We start from the raw sequence: 19537 nt of genomic DNA on the forward strand, positions 1-19537 counted from the left end.
CTGCTCCCGCAGAGGACACGCCTACTCCCTTTGGCCAATCCGGACCCTAGCAACGTGACGCGTGGCGCCCGCCGAGGTTGTCCGGGTGCGTGATCACGACCCGGCTCGTCGGCACACGACCCCTTGACAACGAACGGACCCGCACCGCGACACGGGTGCCCCAGCCGACCGTGACACGATGCGGGCGCTTTCGTCGTCGACGGGGAGGAGCCCCGGAGCGTGTCCACCGGCCTCCGTGAGCCGACGGTCCTGATCGTCTCGCACCGTCGTGTCGACCTCCTCGACCGGGCCCTGGCCGGGGTCGAGAAGTGGCTGCCCGAGGCCCGCGTCCTGGTGTGGGACAACCGTTCGACGGACTCGCCCGCGGTCGCCGAGCTCGCCGCCCGGCGTCCGGACGTGGAGTGGACGCTGTCGGAGTCGAACGTCGGGTACGCGATCGCGGTCAACCGGCTCATGGCGCGGGTCCCCGACGGCGACGTCCTGCTGCTGGACCCCGACGTCGAGCTGCTGGGGCCGCTGACCCGGGTGCGCGAGGTGCTCGCCGAGCCCGGCGTCGCCGTCGTCGCCCCCACCGGGGACGGCCTCGCCGACGACGGCGACGAGCCCTGGGACGTGGCCCGCCGCCCGCAGACCGTGCTGCGCGACCTCGCGGCGGTGGCCGGGCTCGCCCCGGCGCTGCGGGGGAGGCCGGGCGGCGAGCTCTACCGGCGCGCCCCGGAGGAGGTCGACGGCTACCTCACCGGCGGCTGCCTGCTCGTGGCCCGCGAGGCGTGGGACGCGCTCGGCGAGCTCGACGACTGGTTCTTCGACGGCGGCGAGGACGCGGCCTGGCAGCGCCTGGCCCGCGAGCACGGGTGGTCGCTGCGGCTGGTCGACGACGACGGCCCGCAGGTCCGCCGCACGCCCGCGCGCGGCGACGACCCCTGGGCGGCGCGGAACGAGGACCTCCGCCGCGCGGCCCGGGCCCTCGTCCTGGGTACCGGGGCCGATCACGGTCCCGGCGGCAACGGCGGCCGCGGCCGGGTGTTCTCGGCCGCCGCGCTGGTCCTCGACCGGGTGCAGCCCTCGCAGCGCGCGCGGCGACGCGAGCGCCGGACCGTGGAGGCCCGCCGGTCCGGCGGGCGCCCGACCATCGTGATCGCCACGAACGGCGTCGCGCTCGGCGGCGCGGAACGCCAGCGCGTCCAGCTCGCGAACGAGCTCGTCGCGCGCGGCCACCCCGTCGTCGTCGTGTGCATGCAGCACCTCGGGATCCTCCTGGGCGAGCTCGACCCCCGGGTCCGTCTGGTGTTCCAGCCCTGGTGGCAGCCGGTGGTCGACGTCGGCACCGAGGACGCGATCGTCATCGCCGGCGGCACCCGCACCGAGATCGGGTTCGCACTCGGGTGGCGGGCCCAGGCCCGCGTCGCCGGGGGACGGCGCTGGTGGCTGCCCGCGCTGCACGATCCGGCCGAGCCCGACCACCCCACCTTCTCCGAGGTCCAGGCCCGGGCGCTGCGCAGCGCCGACGGGATGCTCGTCCTCTCCGCGCAGCACCACCGCGACCTGACCCGCCACCAGCGCCTGCACGACACCGTCATGGTCGCGCCGAACGGCGTCCCGGCGGCCGAGCCGCTGCCGTTCCGCGCCGACCCGGCGGGCCCGCTGCGCTTCGGGATGCTGTCGCGGATCAAGGAGTACAAGAACCCGATGCTGCTGGTCCACGCGCTCGACGCGCTGGGCGCGGACCGGCGGCGGGAGTGGACGCTGGACATCTTCGGCGAGGGCCCCGACCGGGAGCGGCTCACCGCGGAGTCGCCGGCGCACCTGCGCGACCGGGTCTGGTGGCGGGGCCCGTCCCCGGGGCCGGACCACGCGTTCGCCGAGTTCGACGTGCTGTGCGTGCCGAGCGGGTTCGAGGCGTTCCCGCTGGCGATCGTCGAGGCCCTCACCCGCGGGATGCCGGTCATGGCCTCGGCCAGCGGCAGCGTCGCCGAGATGCTCGACCACGGTCGGGCCGGCGTCGTCGTCGAACCGGTCACCCGCGAGGCCTGGGCCGCCGCGCTCGACGGCGTGCTGGCCGACCGGAACCGCGTCGCCGCCCTCGGCGAGGCCGGTCGGCGCTGGGGGCTGGAGAACTACACGGTCTCGGCGATGACCGACGCCTACCAGCGGGCGTTCGCGCGGGTGCTGGGCCGGCCGATCCCCGGCGGCCCGGAGGGCGACGCCGCGGTGCTGTGATCCCGCGAGGAGGATGTCGGCGAGTCGCCCTCGTCCTCCCCGATGGATGGTCTCGACCGGGCAGATGGGCTCGCAGGCGCCGCAGTCGATGCGCGCCGCGGGATGGATGTCGAGCATTCGCAGCCCTCGAGGCGCCGACGATGACGACCCGCGGGGGCGGCCGCACCGTCCTTCGGGGCCCAGCCCTGCCGTGCCGCTTCGCGTGCCGGGGTCCGTGGCGGGGGCGGACACGCCGCGGAGGATCGAGCGGCAGACGGTCCCGTCCCAGTCTGCGAGGTTCCCCCATGACCAGCACGTCGCGCCCCGTCACCCTTCCGTCCGGAGAGGCCATCCCCGCAATGGGTCAGGGCACGTGGCACCTGGCCGAGAGGCCGGCTCGCCGATCCGACGAGATCGCCGCGCTCCGACTGGGGCTCGACCTCGGGCTGACCCTTGTCGACACCGCCGAGATGTACGCCGACGGGGCGACTGAAGTGCTGGTGGGCGAGGCGATCGCAGGCCGTCGTGATGAGGTGTTCCTCGTCGACAAGGTGCTTCCGCACCACGCGACGCGCACCGGCACGGTCCGGGCCTGCCAGGCCAGCCTCGCGAGGCTGGCCGTCGACCACATCGATCTCTACCTGCTGCACTGGCGCGGCCAGGTCGCGCTGGCCGAGACCGTCGCGGGCTTCGCCGATCTGCAGGCAGCAGGGCTGATCCGCTACTGGGGGGTGAGCAACCTCGACGTCGACGACCTGATCGACCTGGCCGCCGTGCCGGGCGGGGACCAGGCGCAGACCGACCAGGTTCTCTTCAACCTGGTCCGTCGCGGAGCGGAGTACGCCCTGCTGCCGTGGCTCTCCGCCCACGGCATTCCCGCGATGGCGTACTCGCCGATCGAGCAGGGCCGTCTGCTGCGCCACCCCGTGCTCACCGAGGTCGCGCAGCGCCACTCCGCCACGGCCGCCCAGATCGCATTGGCGTGGGTACTGGCCCACGACGGTGTCAGCGCCATCCCGCGCACCGGAAGACCCGAGCACGTGCGGGCCAACGCCGAGGCGCGGGGGATCGGTCTCGGCCGCGATGACCTCTACCTGCTCGACCAGGCGTTCCCGCCGCCGGTCCAGCCGCGCAGGCTGGAGGCACTCTGACGGCAACCCGGCGATCACGCCGAACAACCGCGACGAACGGATTCGATCCCGACCCGTGCCCCTGGAACCCCAGGAGATCGCCGTCGTGGCGCCCGGCCGCGGCGGGTGTGGGCGGCGGCTGCGCCGTCGGGTCGAGTCCGGTCCGTCGATTTCAGCCCCTCGGACCGGACTGCCACGCGGTTGACACGGCCGAGACTGGAGTCCCAGACGTCAGCGGGAGGGCGCATGACCACGACCTCGAAGCCCGCGGCCGCTCCGCCACCCGGGCTGCACCAGCACGGCCACGAACTGCAGGCCTTCGGCAGGGTGCGGCGGACCGGGGAGACGACGGCGTGGCTCGTCGCCGAGCACCTGGTCGACACCGCCCTGGTCCGAGCCGACGACGGGCGCTGACCTGTGGTCGATCCGTGTATGCCCGGCCCGCACGTCCTGGTCGTGCTCGGGGCGACGGGCGACCTGGCGCGGCGCAAGCTCTTCCCCGCGCTCTATCGCCTCTACCAGCTAGACCTGCTCCCGCGCGGCTTCCGCATGGTGTGCTCGGGGCGCACCGAGCCGGACACGACGGGTGCGTTCCTCGAATTGGTGCGCGTGGCGATCGAGCGGCGCCATGGCCCGGTCGACCCGCAGGTGTGGTTGGGCTTCGATCGGCGGATCACGTTCGTCACCCTGTCCGACGACCGGGGCGCGGCGCTCGAGAAGGCCGTTGCCTTCGCAGCCGCTGCACTCGGCCCGAACGCCGAGCGCTGCTACTACCTCGCAGTACCGCCGGCGGCGACGGAGTCCGTCGTTCGCATGCTCGGATCCTTCACGGCGGGCCGACCGACGAAGATCGTTCTGGAGAAGCCGTTCGGCCGCGACCTGGCCTCGGCCCGGCGGTTGAACGCCGTCCTGCACGCGGTCGTCGATGAGCGGCACATCTACCGGATCGACCACTTCCTGGGTAAGGAGGCGGTGCAGAACATCCTGGCCCTCCGCTTCGCCAACGGGCTCTTCGAGCCGGTCTGGAACCACCGGCACGTGTGCTACGTGCAGATCGACGTGCCCGAGGAGATCGACATCCAGGGCCGGGCGGAGTTCATGGAGTCGACGGGGACGCTACGCGACATGATCTCGACGCACCTGTTCCAGCTGCTCGGATTGGTGGCCATCGAGCCCCCGTCGCGCATGGACGGCGACTCCCTCAACCACGAGATGACGAAGGTCTTCCGCGCTATCCGCCCCGTGGACCCGGACCGCGTGGTCTACGGCCAGTACGAGGGCTACCGCGACGAGCCGGGTGTGGACCGGGCGTCGGTCGTGGAGACCTTCGTCGCGATGGAGGTCTACGTCGACGACTGGACCTGGATCGGTGTGCCGTTCCACCTGCGGACCGGCAAGGCGCTCGCCGAAGGCAGGCGCACCATCACGATCGGCTTCCGCGAGCCACCGCTCAAGGTCTTCCCCGGCGACGTCGACGACACCTGCAACGAGCTGGTGATCGAGCTGAGCGAGGACCCGCGGATCTTCGCCGACGTCCGGTCCAAGGTCCCCGGTCCCGACTTCCGGCTGGCCCGCGCCCGGATGCGACTCGACCTCCTGGAGTCCTTCCCCCAGGCCGAGCCGCTCGAGGCCTACGAGCGGCTGCTGCTCGACGTCCTACGCGGCGACACCACCCTGTTCCTGCACACGGAGGCGACGGAGCTGCTCTGGGGGCTGTTCGACCCGCTGCTTCGCCATCCGCCGAAGACGATCCCCTACCCACGGCATTCGTGGGGTCCCACCGAGGCATTGCGCCTCCCCGGCCGGCGCGGCTGGCGGTTGCCGGAGACGGACGCCGAGACGGACGGGGAAACCGACGCGAAGGGCGACGGCGGAGGCTGACCTCGCCCGCGACGGGCACGCGGTCGTGAAGGACCGCCTCGCGCAGCGCCTGGTCGTCCTGCGTCGCCCCTCCGAAGCCTTCGAGAGGCCGGGCCCATCCCGGTGGGGCCGTGCCGGTTCAGCGGTGTCCGCCACGACGGGCGATCGTCGACGCGGCATCACCGTGCCCTCGGGGACCGAGCGGTGGCGGGTCGATTCACGCTGCGAAGCCGAAGCAGAAGGAGGTGCCGGCGGGCGAGCGTGGCCACCATGACGTCTTCGAACCGGGCGGACCCGTGTCCCTCGCCGCTCGAGTCCAACGATCTGTCGGACGGTCGCGCCGTCCACCTCAGCGGCGGGATGGACATGCTCACAGCGCCCTACCGGTGGCAGGTGCAAATCTTCATCGTGATCGCCGTGGCGGGCGTGGTGTTCCTCGTCCAGCTCCTGCGCAGGCGGGCGGCAGGGCATGAATGAGGTTCCGAGTACGGCCTTCGATCTCGATCCGGATCTGGTGGCGGCATTCCGCGCGGGCAAGCTCGACGTCGAGGAGTGCGCGCGCTTGGCCGACCAGGTCTCCCGCGTGCTGCCCTTCAGTCGCGAACTGCCGAACCCACTCGCAACGAGCCTGGTCCGCGTGGCCGAGCGCGTCGGTGGGGACGAGGCGCTGCTGCGGTGGCTGGACGGCTTTCCCGGACGGCCACGGCTCACCGCGCGGCTGTTCTGGGTGATCGGTGTACTCGACCGGTACTCGGCAGCGGACGGCGTCCTCGGGGCGCTCGGCGAGCTGCGAGCCCGCGACCCGTTCCCGCACGGGCTCGAGGGGCACCTCGTGCCGGACACCGCGTCGTACACGTTGGCGAGCCTCGGTGAGGAGATCGAGGAACTGCTCGGGCGGGACCGGCTCGCGGACGCCGGGAACCTGGCGCTCCGGGCATTGGCGCTGTTGTCGGACATCGCGCCGCGGGCGGCCGAGCTGGATCGGCACGCGGCAGACCTCGGGCCCACGGTCCGCAGCCTGTGCGACAGACTCCGTCCGCTCGTCGAGCCTGACCGGCCCGTGGGGACGGTGACGCCGAATCACCTCGATGACGGAGGGCATGCGGGGTGAGGCGCAGCCGTGGGAACGAAGCCCGGCACGACGAGAAGGCGCAGTCGGCAGTTCGACGCCGAGTGGTCCGTGAACGACTCGTACATCCGCCCGACCCGCCGCCCCCCACGGAGGCGATCATGCTTGTAGCCGTGTGCAGATGACCAGCCACGACGAGCGGCATGCGCTCCTGGACGAGCTGGACCTCCTACGGGCCCGCCGGGCGGAGCTGGAGGCGAGCTTCGCCGCCGACGACCATCCGCACGACATGGGTGAGCAGTCCGAGGCGACCCTGCGCCGAGACGAGCTGACCTGGATCGACGGCAGAATCCGCGACATCAAGCACCTGCTCGAGGCCGCGGCTCGGACAGGCAACGGCCTGCCAGGCCGGGTCTGCGTCGGCAGCGTGGTGGCGCTCCGCTACCCGGACGGGCAATCCGAGCGCCTCAAGGTCACCCGCGTCCCGGACGGCGACTTCCCCACCGTCACACCCGAGAGCCCACTCGGGCGCGCGCTCCTCGGCGCCGGCGTCGGCGACGAGATCGAGTGGGCGGCGCCGGAGGGTCGGTTGCACGCCCGCGTGGAGAGCATCGACTCCGACGTCGACGGGGAGCGGTGATGGATCGACAACATCCTGCACGGCCTGGGCACCGGCATCAGCCCGGAGTGGCAACTGCGGGCGGCAGCGTCGGCTTCGCGGGACAGGCCGGGCCCGCCTGGTGCCGCCGAGCAGCACCCGATCCACCCGACGGGCCGAGCCCGTGGCGGCGAATCGCTGCTCGCGGGCCGGTCCGGATCGCCGGCGGGCTTGCCAGGGTGGACCCGGAGGTGGGCGGCACCGCCCACCGTCGGCCTGGATCAAGGAGGACACGTGACCCTGATGCGCTTTGACCCGTTCCGCCAGTTCGAGCAGATCATGGACCAGAGCTCCGCCGGAACGCGGACACCGAGGACGGTGCCGATGACCGCACTGCGCCGGGGCGACACCGTCATCGTCGATCTCGACCTGCCGGGGGTGTTCGAGGACGACGTCGAGCTGACCGTCGAGCGGAATGTCGTCACCGTCCGGGCCCGCCGCGCACCTGCTCGCCAGGAGGGCGACGAAGTGATCATCGATGAGCGGCCGTCCGGCGAGTTCACCCGACAGCTGTTCCTGGGAGACAACCTCGACGCAGGCCGGATGACGCCGGACCTGCGCGACGGTGTGTTGCGGCTGACCATTCCGGTCAGCGAAGAGAGCAAGCCGCGTCGGATTCCACTGGGCTCGTCCCGCGACAAGGGGCCTGCGGAGACCTCCACCTCTTCCGGCTGAAGGCGCCGAACAGGAAGGAATCGTGATGACTGCTCAGCCCGACGTCCAGACGAAGGAGCGCGACCTGCTCGCGCGATGCATCGCCGAGGCGTACGAGACGCTGGATCTCATTCCCGGCGTGAATCCGAACGGTCCTGCTCTGGTCTGGCTGGCCGAGCAGTACCGGCAGCTTCGTGTCGAGACACCGGACGGCTGACCCTCCTCGACCTACCGCACGCCGAACGGCCCCGCGTCGATGACCGGCGCGGGGCCGTTCGGGTCCAGCCGCCCGCGTGATCAGTACCTGGCTCGCCACCGGAGCACCCGCTCCCTCGCCGTGCCCTTCGCATGACCCCGGCGGCGCTGTGGCGTACCTCGACCGCCATCACGGCAAGCCGTGCGGCCGGGGTTGGGCCCGCCAGGTCGAGGCGCCGAAACGCTGCGGGCGGCACCCTCGTGGGCATGCCATTCCCCGCTGCCCGCTCCAGACGATGATCGACGAGATCGCGGTGGAGCGGGTGCTCCTGTTCTGTCCCGAGAACCACTGGCAGCAGGAGGTCGACGTGGACGTCGTGCGCTACGCCGACCCGGACGGCGGGCTGTGGGAGTACTTCTCGATCGACGGCGAGCCCGTCATCTCGCCCTACACCCCGGACGGACGGCCGCTGTGCCCGTCCTGTGGGCGGACGACGGCGGCCCGGCTGCTGCGCCGCCGCCTGGTCCCGGTGCCCGACGGCGGCCGGCCGCGCAGTCTGCACGCGGAGCGCCCCGAGCGGGCCGACGCCTCGGCGCGTCAGGCCCGACGATCAGGCGAAGTCGGGACCGCGCAGCCTGTGCCGGCTCGTCGAGCTCGCGCATCCGCTCCTGAAGCCTCTTCGTGATCCGGCAGACCACCAGATCGTTCAGCTGGAACGGAGGTCGAGCTCCTCAGCGGAGGTCTCCCGCCACCAGCGCCGCCCCGATGGCGACCAGCCAGGAGTCCTTGGCCAGTGCGATGCCGTCCTGGGTGGGGAAGGGGGTGCCCGGCCTGCGCATCCCGGGGGTCCGCGCGTACAGGCCGACCAGACCGGCTCCGAACCCGAGCAGCCCGACGCCTGCCAGGGCTGCCGGGACGACCGGGACGAGCAGCGCGGCTCCGACCAGTATCTCGGCCGCAGCCAGCGCCTTGGTGAAGGTGACCGGCTGGAGGGCGCCCAGGAACGGATAGGTCCCGGTGGCGAACCCGTGCAGACTTCGCCGTGTCCTCGTCGGGATCCCATTTGTGCAGGCCCGAGTCCAGGATGTAGGTGCCTGCGGTCAGGCGTAGCGGCAGCTGCCAGGCGAGGTCGCGTCCGTTCATGATGGCTCCTTCTCTTCGAGAGTTGGGGTTCGGCGAGGGGGTCGTCCAGCCCAGCGCCCCAACGCCGCGACCGGGGCGGCCCCCGCCGGCCGGGCGGCGACCTCGCCGCCGCGCAGCACGAGCAGCGTGGGCACGGCCTGGATGTGGAACCGTCTCGTGCTGCTTCTCGTCCAGTCCGCAGGCCGGCAGTCCGCAGGCCGGCGCGGCCGCCTCGGGTCGAGTGCCCCCGCTGGAACGCGCCCGGTACGGCGTCGAAGATCAAGCCGTACGACGCGCGCCCAGCAGTGCGCCGATCAACGGGTCCACCCAGGCCAGGAGGCCGAAGATCCAGCCGACCAGGGCACCGAGCAGGGCCCGGCCATGCGACGGAGGCGAAGGTCAGCCGTCCGGTGATCGGCTCGACCGAGAGACGGGTCGCGGCCGACGATCGCGACCCGCTCCACGGGCAATCCGTGCGAGGCGGGCCGCTCGACGGCCTGCTCGGCCTCCGCGTCGTGGTCGATCAGACATGGAGGTGATCTACGATCTCGACGGTCGGGTCGCGACGGTTCGGCCCCCGGTTCCGGCTGCGGCCTGGCGACTACCGAGAGGATGAGGCGGCACTGGCCGACGTGTCCTCGCGTTCGGTCGAGTCCCCGTCGCGCTCGGACGCGGCGAGCGCGATACGTCGGGGCTTGCTGGCTTCGTCGACCGGGATGCGCAGGGTGAGCACGCCGTCGGAGAGGTCCGCGGTGAGGCCTCCCGGATCGAGGTTGTCGCCGAGGAACAGCTGCCGGGTGAACTCGCCGTAGGTCCGCTCGTCGGCGATCACCTCGTCCCCTTCCTCGCGTTGCGGCATGCGCCGGGCCCGGATGGTGACCACGTTCTTCTCGACGGTGACGTCGACGTCGTCGGGATTCACGCCGGGCAGATCCAGGTACGCGGCGAACTCGTCGCCGCGGCGCAGGGCCTCCATCGGCATCGTGCGGGCGGCCGGGGAAATGGTTCGTTCGGCGAGGCGGTCGAGCTCGCGGAACGGGTCGAATCGCATGAGCGTCACGGGGACTCCAAGTGGGTCGCGGGGTGGCGATGCCGGGGTCGGCCCGACCCCGTTCGGTGCTCATGACGGTGGCAAGGGCGCCGCGGCTCCGATTCGGTCCCGGAGAGGCAATCTCGGTACGGGACCTCGGCCCGGCAGGCCGACCGGGCGCGCGTCGCCGGATCCGGACCGCACGGCCGTCGCGTTCGGCCTGGCGAGGTGGGTCGGAGGCCGCGGGTTCGCTCCGGGCGGCCGAAGCCGCACCGACGTGTCACTGCCATGGTGACCGCAGCCCGACAGGCGAGCGGCGGGTGAACGGGGAGAGCGGCGGACCGGGCCCCGGCTGAGACGACACTCGCCCAACCGCTCTGCATCCGAGCTGCGGCTCCCGGGCTCCGGGCCGGTGGCGAACGGTCGGCGCGACGGACCTACTCCGACCCCTGCTGGCCGGGACACCGCTCGAGGTGGCGGGCGAGGGCACGGATCATGCCCTCCTCGCTCAGACCGACGACGGTGGCGTCCGCACACCACGGGCAGGTTCGCGTGAGGTGGGGAGTGGAGCTGCTCACCCGACAGAGTGTAGGTGGCGTGGTCGACCGGTTCAGCGGCGGCTACGACAGCGTCAACGCCGCGGCTCCGCGACCTGGCGACCTCGTCCCGGTCTGCCCGGGCGGGATGTGTTCCCGAGCGGCTCGTCGTGCCGGAGAAGTGACCTGTGAGCCAGGGCAACGAGTCGTCGAGGCCGAGGTCGGTCTCGACGCACGTCGTGCGATGATGCTGTGTGTCCGAGGGGGGACTTGAACCCCCACCCCCTACTCGGGGACTAGCACCTCAAGCTAGCGCGTCTGCCATTCCGCCACTCGGACCTGCAGGAACACAGCTTACGCGACGCCACTGCCCGCGATCACCGGGGGTGGCAGGATGCCGCGCATGGGTGCCGCCGAGGACGATGTCGTGCAGCTCACCAGCGAGCTGATCCAGATCGACAGCAGCAACACCGGCGAGCTCGAGACCACCACGGGGGAGGCCGAGGCCGCCGCCTACGTCGACGCGAAGCTCCGCGAGGTCGGCTACGAGACCGAGGTCGTCGAGTCCGGGGCGCCGGGCCGGCACAACGTCTTCGCGCGACTGTCCGGCGCCGATCCGTCACGTCCCCCGTTGCTGGTGCACGGCCACCTCGACGTCGTGCCGTTCACCGCCGAGGACTGGTCGGTGCACCCGCTCTCCGGCGCGGTGCAGGACGGCTACGTGTGGGGCCGCGGCGCGGTCGACATGAAGGACATGGACGCGATGATCCTGGCGCTCGCGCGCCAGTTCCGGCGGGAGGGCGACGTGCCGCCCCGCGACCTCGTGTTCGCCTTCCTCGCCGACGAGGAGGCCGGCGGCGCCTACGGCTCGCACTGGCTCGCCGAGCACCGTCCGGACCTGTTCGAGGGCTGCACCGAGGCGCTGGGCGAGGTCGGCGGGTTCTCGGTGACCCTCGGCGAGGACGTCCGCGTCTACCCGGTGATGACCGCCGAGAAGTCGATCGCGTGGATGAAGCTGCGGGTGCGCTCGCGGCCAGGGCACGGCTCGATGGTCCACGACGAGAACGCGGTGACGATCCTCGCCGAGGCCGTCGCCCGGCTGGGCCGCCACCGCTTCCCGCTGGTGCTCACCGAGTCGGTGCAGGGGTTCTTCGCCGAGATCACGGCGCTGACCGGCATCGAGTTCCCGACCGACTCGGCCGCGGCGCTCGACGGCGCCGTCGCCAAGCTCGGTGGGGTGGCCCGCGTGGTCGGGGCCACCACGCGCGACACCGCCAACCCGACGATGCTCTCCGCGGGGTACAAGGCCAACGTCATCCCGGCCGTCGCCGAGGCCACCGTCGACTGCCGGGTGCTTCCGGGGCGGCAGGAGGCCTTCGAGCGCGAGCTCGACGAGATCCTGGGACCCGACGTCGAGCGGGAGTGGATCCGCAACCTGCCCGCGGTCGAGACGGAGTTCTCCGGCGACCTCGTCGACACCATGACCGCCGCCGTGCAGGCCGAGGACCCGGGCTGCCACACGCTGCCCTACATGATGTCCGGCGGCACCGATGCCAAGGCGTTCGAGAAGCTCGGGATGCGCTGCTTCGGGTTCGCGCCGCTGCGCCTGCCCCCGGACCTCGACTTCACCGCCCTCTTCCACGGCACCGACGAGCGGGTGCCGGTCGACGCGCTGCACTTCGGCACCCGCGTGCTCGAGAGGATCCTCCGGACGTGCTGATCACCGACCAGACCGTCGCCCTGGTGACCGGCGGCGCCTCCGGCATCGGCGAGGCCGTCGCCCGCCGGCTGGCCGGGGCGGGCGCGAAGGTCGCGATCGTGGACCGCGACGTTGTGGCCGCCGCCGCTGTCGCCGACGAGATCGCGGGACTCGCGGTCTCCTGCGACGTCACCTCCCCGACCGCGATGGCCGCCGCGGTCGCCGAGGCCGAGACCTGGGGCGGGCGCCTCGACCTCGTGCACCTCAACGCCGGGTCGGTCGGCGGGCAGTCCGGGATCACCGACCTCGACGTCGAGGCCTACCGCCGCGTCCTCGGCGTCAACGTCGACCACGTCGTGTTCGGGCTGACCGCGGCCGTGCCCGCGTTGCGGCGTGCGGGCGGCGGGACGGTCATCGCGACGTCGTCGCTGGCCGGCCTGGTGCCGCTGCCCGGCGACGCGATCTACACGCTCACCAAGCACGCCGTCGTCGGCTACGTGCGCTCGGCCGCGGCCACGCTCGCGACCGAGGACATCCGGGTGATGGCCCTGTGCCCGGGGTACGCGGACACCGCGCTGATCGCCCACCTGCGTGACCAGTTCGCCGGGTTCCCGCTGCTGACCGCCGACGACGTCGCCGACGGGACGGAGCGCATGCTCGCCGACGGCGCGCCGGGGGAGTGCTGGTACGTCCAGCCCGGCCGCGACCCGGGGCCCTACGGGTTCCGCGGGGTCCCCGGCCCGAAGGGCGGCGAGGCCCCGCCCCGGTTGGCCTGGGAGGGCTGACCGTGCGCGGCTGGACGGTGCCGCGGTTCGGGGAGCCGCGGGACGTGCTGGAGCTGACCGACCTGCCGGCTCCGGCGGCTGGAGACGGGCAGCGGGTGGTCCGGGTCGAGGCGGCGTCGGTGAACTTCGCCGACATCCTCTACTGCCGCGGCACGTACCAGGAGCGCCCGCCACTGCCGTTCACCCCGGGCCTGGAGGTGGCCGGGACCGACGTCGCGACCGGAGAACGGGTCTTCGGTCCGGCCGTGCTGCCCCACGGCGGATACGCCGAGCAGGCGGTCGTCGGGACCTCGTACCCGTGGCCCGAGGGCATGACGGCGGCCCAGGCGTCCGGGTTCTTCGTCGCCTACCAGACCGGCTGGTGCGCGCTGCACCACCGGACGTCGCTGCGCGCCGGGGAGACGTTGCTCGTGCACGCCGCCGCCGGCGGGGTCGGGGCGGCCGCGGTGCAGCTCGGGGTCGCGGCGGGGGCGCGGGTGATCGCGACGGTGGGGTCCGCGGACAAGGCCGAGGTGGCACGGCGGCTCGGCGCGGACGAGGTGATCGTGCTGGACGGCCCGGTCGCCGAGACGTTGATCCCCGCGGTCAAGGAGCTCACGGACGGGCGCGGGGCCGACGTCGTCTACGACCCGGTCGGCGGCGACACCTTCGACGCCTCCCGGCGGGTGACGGCCTGGGAGGGCCGGATCCTCGTCATCGGCTTCGCCGGGGGCCGGATCGCCGACGCGCCCACCAACCACGCGCTGGTGAAGAACTACGACGTCGTCGGGGTGCACTGGGCGGCGTACCGGACGCGGGCGCCGGAGCTGGTCGAGGCATGGCAGCGGGAGCTCGAGGCGCTGTGGGCGCGGCGGCTCATCGACCCGCTCGTGGGGGCGGAGTACGCGCTGGCCGATCTCCCGGACGCCCTCGACGCGATCGCGGCCCGCACGACGACGGGGCGCGTGGTCGTCACGCCGTGAGCCGGGCGCCGCGGGCCGGCGACAAGGGCGCCGAGCACCCGCCGGGGACGCCCCTCAGACGCCGACGGCGCCCAGCGAGGCCCGCGACAGCTTGCGCCGCAGCCACACCTTCCGGGTGCCGTCCGCGTAGAGCAGGGTCCGGGCGAGCTCCCACCCGCCGAACTGGGAGCGCAGCCCGAGCTCCGCGCTCGCCGAGAGGCGGGACACGTCGGGCGGGAGGCGCACCGGCTGGTACTCCCAGTCGCCCTCGACCACGCCGGGCTCGAGGGCGACATCGGGATGATCGGGCAGCGTCGCGTCGCTCACCGGCAACCTCCTGGTCGCAGTCCGGCAACCACCGTACGTCCTCGGGACCGGCGACGGCAGGCTCCGGCAGGTCACGTCCAGGGCGCCGGCTCGTGGTCGACCAGGACGCCGTCGGGTCCCACCGCGCCCGCGCCCACCGGGACGAGGGGGGAGGACGAGACGTCGTCGAGGGCTCCTCGGATCGCCGGCGGCAGCGTCAGCTCCTCCGCGGCGAGCGAGCCGAGCAGCTGGGCCCCGTCGCGGGCGCCGACCACCGGGGCCACCACGCCCGGGCGGTCCCGTACCCAGGCCAGCGCGACCGCGAGCGGGGAGGTGCCGAGCCCGTGCGCGGCCGTCACCACCGCCTGGACGATCCGGGCCGCCCGATCCGTGCGGTGGTGCCCGACGTAGGGCCCCAGGTGCGCCGAGGCGCCGCGCGAGTCGTGCGGGGTGCCGTCGCGGTACTTGCCGGTCAGCACGCCGCGCCCCAGCGGACCCCAGGGCAGCAGCCCCATGCCGTGGTACGAGGCGGCCGGGAGCACCTCGTCCTCGACGCCGCGCTCGAGCAGGGAGTACTCGGACTGCACGCTGACCAGGGGCAGCCCCGCCGACCGGGCCGCCGCGGCCACCTGCCAGCCGGCGTAGTTCGCGACCCCGGCGTAGCGGACACGCCCGGAGGAGACCGCGAGGTCCACCGCGGAGAGGGTCTCGTCGAGCGGGACCTCCGGGTCCCACGAGTGCAGCTGCCAGAGGTCGACGTAGTCGGTGCCCATCCGCTCCAGCGACGCGTCGAGCGAGGCGAGCAGCGACGAGCGCGACGCCCCGCCGCCGAACGGTCCGTCCTCGCGGCGCGCCCCGGCCTTGGTCGCGAGCACGACCTCGGTGCGCGGGATCACGTCGGCGAACAGCCCACCGAGGATCGCCTCGGCCTCCCCGTCCGCGTACACGTCTGCGGTGTCGACCAGGGTGCCACCGGCGTCGAGGAAGGCCAGCAGCGACGCCCCCGCCTCGTCGGCGTCGGTGTCGCGACCCCAGGTCATCGTGCCGAGCGCGAGCCGCGAGACGCGCAGCCCGCTGGCACCGAGGCGTCGCTGTTCCACGGCCCCGCAGGATAGGGGTCATCACCCCGCCGGCCGTGGACGCCGGGCCGCGACCCCCGACGCGACCGCGGCGTACCGGTCATCCGTTACGGTTCCGGACCCGTGCAGATGAGCTGGCTCGAAGCCCTGGTCCTCGGACTCGTCCAGGGGTTGACCGAGTTCCTGCCCATCTCCTCCTCGGCGCACCTGCGGATCGTCGCGGGGGTGTTCTTCGGCAACGACGCCGGCGCCGCGTTCACCGCGGTCACCCAGCTGGGGACCGAGGCCGCCGTCCTCATCTACTTCTGGCCCGACATCTGGCGGCTCCTGACGGCATGGCTGGCAGGGCTGCGAGGGCGATCCGCGCGCGGCCTCGACTACCGGCTGGCCTGGTACGTGATCATCGGCACCCTGCCGATCAGCATCCTCGGGGTGCTGTTCAAGGACGCCATCGAGGGCCCGGCGCGCAACCTGTGGCTCATCGGCGCCTCGCTGGTGCTCTTCGGAGTGGTCCTCGGCGCCGCCGAGAAGTACGGCCGCCAGCGCCGTCCGGTCGAGGACCTGACCCTGCGCGACGGCGTCCTCATGGGCTGCGCGCAGGCGCTCGCGCTGCTGCCCGGGGTGTCCCGCTCGGGCGGCACCGTCTCGGCCGGGCTCTTCCTCGGGCTGCAGCGCCCGGCGGCGGTCCGCTTCAGCTTCCTGCTCGCGATCCCGGCGGTGACCGCGGCGGGCCTGTTCTCGCTGCCCGACATCGAGAACACGTCGGGCCCGGGCGCGCAGCCCTCGGCGGCGCAGATGGTGGTGGCGACCCTCGTCGCGTTCGTGGTCGGGTACGCCTCGATCGCCTGGCTGCTGCGCTACGTCGAGCAGCACACGGTCTACGTGTTCGTCTGGTACCGGGTGATCCTCGGCCTGTTGGTCCTGCTCGCGGTGTCCGGCGGGATGATCTCCGCGACCTGAGCGATCCGGTTAGGGTTGGCGGACGTGACGACGGTGATCCTCCTGCGGCACGGCCGCTCGACCGCGAACGTGTCGGGCGTCCTGGCCGGCCGCTCCACCGGGGTCGGTCTCGACGACCACGGCCGCACCCAGGCGAAGGGACTGGTCGACCGGCTCGCCGTCCTGCCGCTCGCCGCGGTGGTCCGCTCGCCGCTGCAGCGCTGCGAGGAGACGGTCGCCCCGCTGCTCGAGGCGCGGGGCCTCGAGGCCGCTGTGGAGGACGACCTCTCCGAGGTCGACTACGGCGACTGGACCGGGAAGACGCTCGGGGAGCTGGGCAAGGAGGACCTCTGGAAGGTCGTGCAGGCCCACCCGTCGGCCGCCGTCTTCCCCGGCGGCGAGGGCCTCGCGGGCATGCAGCACCGCAGCGTCGCCGCGGTGCGCCGCCACGCCGCCCGCATCGCCGAGGAGCACGGCCCGAAGGCGCTGTGGGTGGTGTGCAGCCACGGTGACGTGATCAAGTCGGTGATCGCCGACGCGCTCGGGCTGCACCTCGACTCGTTCCAGCGCATCTCGGTCGACCCCTGCTCGATCAGTGTGATCAGCTACACCCCGACCCGCCCGTTCGTCGTGCGCGTCAACGACACCGGCGGGGACCTGTCCTCGCTGGTCCCGAAGCCCGACGAGGAGAAGCCCGAGGGCGAGGGGGAGGACGCCACCGACGTCGCGGGCGACGGCTCCGAGGCGGTGGTCGGCGGGTCCACCGGCGTAAACTGACCCCGACCCGAAGTCCCGCCGGGAACCCGCGCGCAGCCCGGCCCGAACGGCACGACATGATCGAGGGGCCATGCCCAGGGTGATCCACGTCTTCCGCCAGCCCGACCGGTTCGTCGCCGGCACGGTCGGGGAGCCCGGCGACCGCTCGTTCTACCTGCAGGCCTCCGAGTCGGCGCGCCGCGTGTCCGTGCTGCTCGAGAAGCAGCAGGTGTCGGTGCTCTCCGAGCGCATCGGCACGCTTCTCGAGGAGGTCTCCCGCCGCTTCGGTGCCGAGGTCCCGCCCACCACGCCGGAGAACGAGGTCGACACCTCGCCGCTCGAGGTCCCCGTCGAGGAGGAGTTCCGCGTCGGGACGATGGGGCTGGGCTGGGACGCCGAGTCCCGCAGCGTCGTCGTCGAGCTGCTCGCGGTCACCGAGGAGGAGGTCGACGAGTCGGTCGTGCTCGACGACACCGACGAGGGTCCCGACGCCCTGCGCGTGTTCCTGTCCCCGGAGCGGGCCCGCGCCTTCGCCACCCGGGCCGAGCGGGTCGTCTCCGCCGGCCGTCGCCTGTGCCCGCTGTGCACCCAGCCCCTGGACGCCGCCGGGCACGTGTGCCCGCGGCAGAACGGGTTCCGCCGGGTCGCCGCGGAGTCGTGAGAGGGGATCGACGCCGCGCGTGACCAGTCCCGGGAAGCACCAGGACCCCGAGGGCGGCAGCAACGATGCCGACGCCGTCGCCCGACTCACCGTCGACCAGGTCGAGGACCTGCTCCGACGCGGCACGCTCGAGGTGCAGGGGCGCATCACGGAGGCGTCGAACGCGACGCTGCTGTGCACCATCACCCTCGACGGGGTCGAGGGGCTCTGCGTCTACAAGCCGGTGCGCGGGGAGCGCCCGCTCTGGGACTTCCCCGACGGCACGCTCGCCGGCCGTGAGGTCGCGACCTACCTCATCAGCAAGGCCGCGGGGTTCGACGTCGTCCCGGCGACGGTGCACCGGGACGGCCCCTTCGGGCCGGGCATGGTGCAGCGGTGGATCGAGATCGACGAGGAGCGCGAGCTCGTCGACATCGTCGCGCCGCGCGACGTCGGGCCGCACTGGCGCACCGTGCTGCGGGCGCGTGGCGACGACGGCGAGCCGGCGCTGCTCGTGCACGCCGACGACCCGGCGCTGCGGGCGATGGCCGCCCTCGACGTCGTCGCGAACAACGCGGACCGCAAGGGCGGTCACGTGCTCGCCGGCGCCGACGGCCGCGTCTACGGCGTCGACCACGGCATCTGCCTGCACCAGAACACCAAGCTGCGCACCGTGCTGTGGGGCTGGGTGGGCGAGTCGCTCGGTGACGAGGTCACCGCAGGCCTGCAGGGCCTCCGCGCCGCGCTGTCCCCGGGCAACCGTGCCGGATCTCGTGGGCCTGCCCTCGGGGACGAGCTGAACGACCACGTCACGTGCACCGAGGTGAAGGCGCTGCGCTCCCGGGTGGACCGGCTGCTGCACGCCGGCGAACTGCCCGCGCCGACGGGCGGCTGGCCGCCGATCCCGTGGCCCGCCTTCTGAGCGGGCGACGGGAGCCCGTCCCCGCGGACTTCCGCCACCGGCTCGACTCCCAGCTGCTCGGCCCGATGGGCGCCCTGCAGCTGTGGTGGTCGTTCCCGCGCGACGAGGTCGCCCGCCGGGACGCGCTCGCGGTGCCGATCACCCCGGACGCGCCGTTGCCCGAACCGGCCGCCGGAACCCTCGGGATCACCTGGCTCGGGCACGCGTCCGCGCTGCTGTGGGTCGACGGGGTCACCGTCCTCGTCGACCCGGTCCTCTCGCCCGGCATCCCCGGCGCCGCGCGACGGCTGACCCCGCCGGGCCGCACCGTCGAGGAACTGCCGCCCCTCGACACGGTGCTGCTCAGCCACGACCACTACGACCACCTCGACGTCCGCACCCTCGCCCGGCTCCCGCGCGACACCCGGGTGCTGGCCGGTCTGAACACCGGGCCGTTCCTGCGCGCCCGCGGGTTCACCCACGTCACCGAGCTCGACTGGTGGGACTCCGTCACGGTGCCGGGGCGCTCCGGGCCGGTCACGGTCGAGTTCGTCCCCGCCCGGCACTGGTCGCGGCGGACGGCGACCGACACCTGCCGTCGGCTCTGGGGTGGCTGGGTGGTGACCGCACCCGACGGCCGCGCGATCTACCACGCCGGGGACACCGCCACCGGACCCTTCCTGGCGCGCATCGCCGCCCGCCACCGCCGTCTCGAGATCGCGGCGCTGCCGGTGGGCGCCTACCGGCCCCGGGCGCTGCTGCGCAGCGTGCACATGGACCCGACGGAGGCCGTGCGCGCCGCCGAGACCCTGGGAGCGCGCCGGATGGTGCCGGTGCACTGGGGCACGTTCGTGCTCTCCGGCGAGCCGGTGCTCGAGCCGCTCGAGCAGACCCGGCGGGAGTGGCGGCGCACCGGCCGCGCCCGCGCCGACCTCTGGGACCTGCCGATCGGGGGCTCCCGGGTCCTGGGAGCACGAGGGGACCCCCCGGCCCGGTAGCGCGGCCGGATCCTCCGTTCGCGTACGGTTCCGGCAAGT

At 73.3% G+C, this 19537-nt stretch carries 22 protein-coding genes and 1 tRNA gene; 18 read left to right on the forward strand and 5 right to left on the reverse strand.

What is annotated here, in order from left to right; translation table 11 throughout:
* Positions 1 to 219 precede the first annotated feature (219 nt).
* The 10 genes from VGH76_RS18885 (at position 220) to VGH76_RS18930 (ending at position 8451) form a co-directional block, all read left to right on the forward strand.
* Positions 220 to 2220, forward strand: a complete 2001-nt coding sequence (locus VGH76_RS18885) for a glycosyltransferase (RefSeq protein ID WP_331558255.1) — start codon at positions 220 to 222, stop codon at positions 2218 to 2220.
* Between the two features lie 284 nt (positions 2221 to 2504).
* Positions 2505 to 3350 carry an aldo/keto reductase gene (locus VGH76_RS18890; RefSeq protein WP_331558256.1) on the forward strand — a complete coding sequence of 282 codons (846 nt, stop codon included), beginning with the start codon at positions 2505 to 2507 and terminating at the stop codon, positions 3348 to 3350.
* Positions 3351 to 3575: 225 nt separating this feature from the next.
* Positions 3576 to 3743 carry a hypothetical protein gene (locus VGH76_RS18895; RefSeq protein WP_331558257.1) on the forward strand — a complete coding sequence of 56 codons (168 nt, stop codon included), beginning with the start codon at positions 3576 to 3578 and terminating at the stop codon, positions 3741 to 3743.
* Positions 3744 to 3761: 18 nt separating this feature from the next.
* Positions 3762 to 5210, forward strand: a complete 1449-nt coding sequence (gene zwf, locus VGH76_RS18900) for a glucose-6-phosphate dehydrogenase (RefSeq protein WP_331558258.1) — start codon at positions 3762 to 3764, stop codon at positions 5208 to 5210.
* A 240-nt stretch (positions 5211 to 5450) separates the two neighbouring features.
* Complete coding sequence (locus VGH76_RS18905) at positions 5451 to 5666, forward strand: hypothetical protein (RefSeq protein ID WP_331558259.1); 216 nt, start codon at positions 5451 to 5453, stop codon at positions 5664 to 5666.
* Between the two features lie 37 nt (positions 5667 to 5703).
* Positions 5704 to 6300, forward strand: coding sequence for a hypothetical protein (locus tag VGH76_RS18910; protein WP_331558260.1), 597 nt, complete (start codon positions 5704 to 5706; stop codon positions 6298 to 6300).
* A gap of 139 nt (positions 6301 to 6439) precedes the next feature.
* Positions 6440 to 6898, forward strand: a complete 459-nt coding sequence (locus VGH76_RS18915; RefSeq protein WP_331558261.1) for a GreA/GreB family elongation factor — start codon at positions 6440 to 6442, stop codon at positions 6896 to 6898.
* A gap of 261 nt (positions 6899 to 7159) precedes the next feature.
* Positions 7160 to 7591, forward strand: a complete 432-nt coding sequence (locus tag VGH76_RS18920) for an Hsp20/alpha crystallin family protein (protein ID WP_331558287.1) — start codon at positions 7160 to 7162, stop codon at positions 7589 to 7591.
* A gap of 25 nt (positions 7592 to 7616) precedes the next feature.
* Entirely contained in the window at positions 7617 to 7787 is a 171-nt protein-coding gene (locus VGH76_RS18925; RefSeq protein WP_331558262.1) for a hypothetical protein, read from the forward strand.
* Positions 7788 to 8061: 274 nt separating this feature from the next.
* On the forward strand, positions 8062 to 8451 hold the full coding sequence (locus VGH76_RS18930) for a hypothetical protein (RefSeq protein WP_331558263.1): 390 nt from the start codon (positions 8062 to 8064) through the stop codon (positions 8449 to 8451).
* Between the two features lie 1038 nt (positions 8452 to 9489).
* Here the strand turns inward: VGH76_RS18930 and VGH76_RS18935 are convergent.
* From VGH76_RS18935 to VGH76_RS18945, 3 genes are all read right to left on the reverse strand, one after another.
* Positions 9490 to 9939, reverse strand: coding sequence for an Hsp20/alpha crystallin family protein (locus tag VGH76_RS18935; protein WP_331558288.1), 450 nt, complete (start codon positions 9937 to 9939; stop codon positions 9490 to 9492).
* Positions 9940 to 10355: 416 nt separating this feature from the next.
* On the reverse strand, positions 10356 to 10496 hold the full coding sequence (locus tag VGH76_RS18940; protein WP_331558264.1) for a hypothetical protein: 141 nt from the start codon (positions 10494 to 10496) through the stop codon (positions 10356 to 10358).
* A 213-nt stretch (positions 10497 to 10709) separates the two neighbouring features.
* A tRNA-Leu gene (locus VGH76_RS18945) sits at positions 10710 to 10793 on the reverse strand.
* Positions 10794 to 10857: 64 nt separating this feature from the next.
* Here VGH76_RS18945 and VGH76_RS18950 point away from each other — a divergent pair.
* The 3 genes from VGH76_RS18950 to VGH76_RS18960 are packed head-to-tail and all read left to right on the forward strand — an operon-like array spanning position 10858 to position 13900.
* Positions 10858 to 12174, forward strand: a complete 1317-nt coding sequence (locus tag VGH76_RS18950) for a M20/M25/M40 family metallo-hydrolase (protein WP_331558265.1) — start codon at positions 10858 to 10860, stop codon at positions 12172 to 12174.
* On the forward strand, positions 12168 to 12938 hold the full coding sequence (locus VGH76_RS18955; RefSeq protein WP_331558266.1) for an SDR family oxidoreductase: 771 nt from the start codon (positions 12168 to 12170) through the stop codon (positions 12936 to 12938). Before VGH76_RS18950 ends, VGH76_RS18955 begins: the two co-directional genes overlap by 7 nt.
* A gap of 2 nt (positions 12939 to 12940) precedes the next feature.
* A complete protein-coding gene (locus tag VGH76_RS18960; RefSeq protein ID WP_331558267.1) occupies positions 12941 to 13900 on the forward strand; it encodes an NADPH:quinone oxidoreductase family protein in 960 nt (319 codons plus the stop codon).
* 54 nt (positions 13901 to 13954) lie between these two features.
* On the opposite strand, the gene VGH76_RS18965 is transcribed toward VGH76_RS18960, so the two are convergent.
* Positions 13955 to 14206, reverse strand: coding sequence for a DUF5703 family protein (locus VGH76_RS18965; RefSeq protein WP_331558268.1), 252 nt, complete (start codon positions 14204 to 14206; stop codon positions 13955 to 13957).
* A gap of 71 nt (positions 14207 to 14277) precedes the next feature.
* Positions 14278 to 15285 carry an aldo/keto reductase gene (locus VGH76_RS18970; protein ID WP_331558269.1) on the reverse strand — a complete coding sequence of 336 codons (1008 nt, stop codon included), beginning with the start codon at positions 15283 to 15285 and terminating at the stop codon, positions 14278 to 14280.
* Positions 15286 to 15393: 108 nt separating this feature from the next.
* Between VGH76_RS18970 and VGH76_RS18975 the strand changes: the two genes are divergently transcribed.
* From VGH76_RS18975 to VGH76_RS18995, 5 genes are all read left to right on the forward strand, one after another.
* Complete coding sequence (locus tag VGH76_RS18975) at positions 15394 to 16224, forward strand: undecaprenyl-diphosphate phosphatase (protein ID WP_331558270.1); 831 nt, start codon at positions 15394 to 15396, stop codon at positions 16222 to 16224.
* A gap of 24 nt (positions 16225 to 16248) precedes the next feature.
* Positions 16249 to 16980, forward strand: a complete 732-nt coding sequence (locus VGH76_RS18980; protein WP_331558271.1) for a histidine phosphatase family protein — start codon at positions 16249 to 16251, stop codon at positions 16978 to 16980.
* 70 nt (positions 16981 to 17050) lie between these two features.
* Positions 17051 to 17620 carry a DUF3090 domain-containing protein gene (locus tag VGH76_RS18985; RefSeq protein ID WP_331558272.1) on the forward strand — a complete coding sequence of 190 codons (570 nt, stop codon included), beginning with the start codon at positions 17051 to 17053 and terminating at the stop codon, positions 17618 to 17620.
* A 109-nt stretch (positions 17621 to 17729) separates the two neighbouring features.
* Positions 17730 to 18521, forward strand: coding sequence for an SCO1664 family protein (locus VGH76_RS18990; protein ID WP_331558289.1), 792 nt, complete (start codon positions 17730 to 17732; stop codon positions 18519 to 18521).
* Positions 18506 to 19498, forward strand: coding sequence for an MBL fold metallo-hydrolase (locus tag VGH76_RS18995; RefSeq protein WP_331558273.1), 993 nt, complete (start codon positions 18506 to 18508; stop codon positions 19496 to 19498). The genes VGH76_RS18990 and VGH76_RS18995 overlap by 16 nt, the downstream gene beginning before the upstream one ends.
* The last annotated feature ends 39 nt before the right edge of the window (positions 19499 to 19537 follow it).

The sequence above is a fragment of the Actinomycetospora sp. genome, assembly GCF_036497585.1.
Lineage (GTDB): Bacteria > Actinomycetota > Actinomycetes > Mycobacteriales > Pseudonocardiaceae > Actinomycetospora.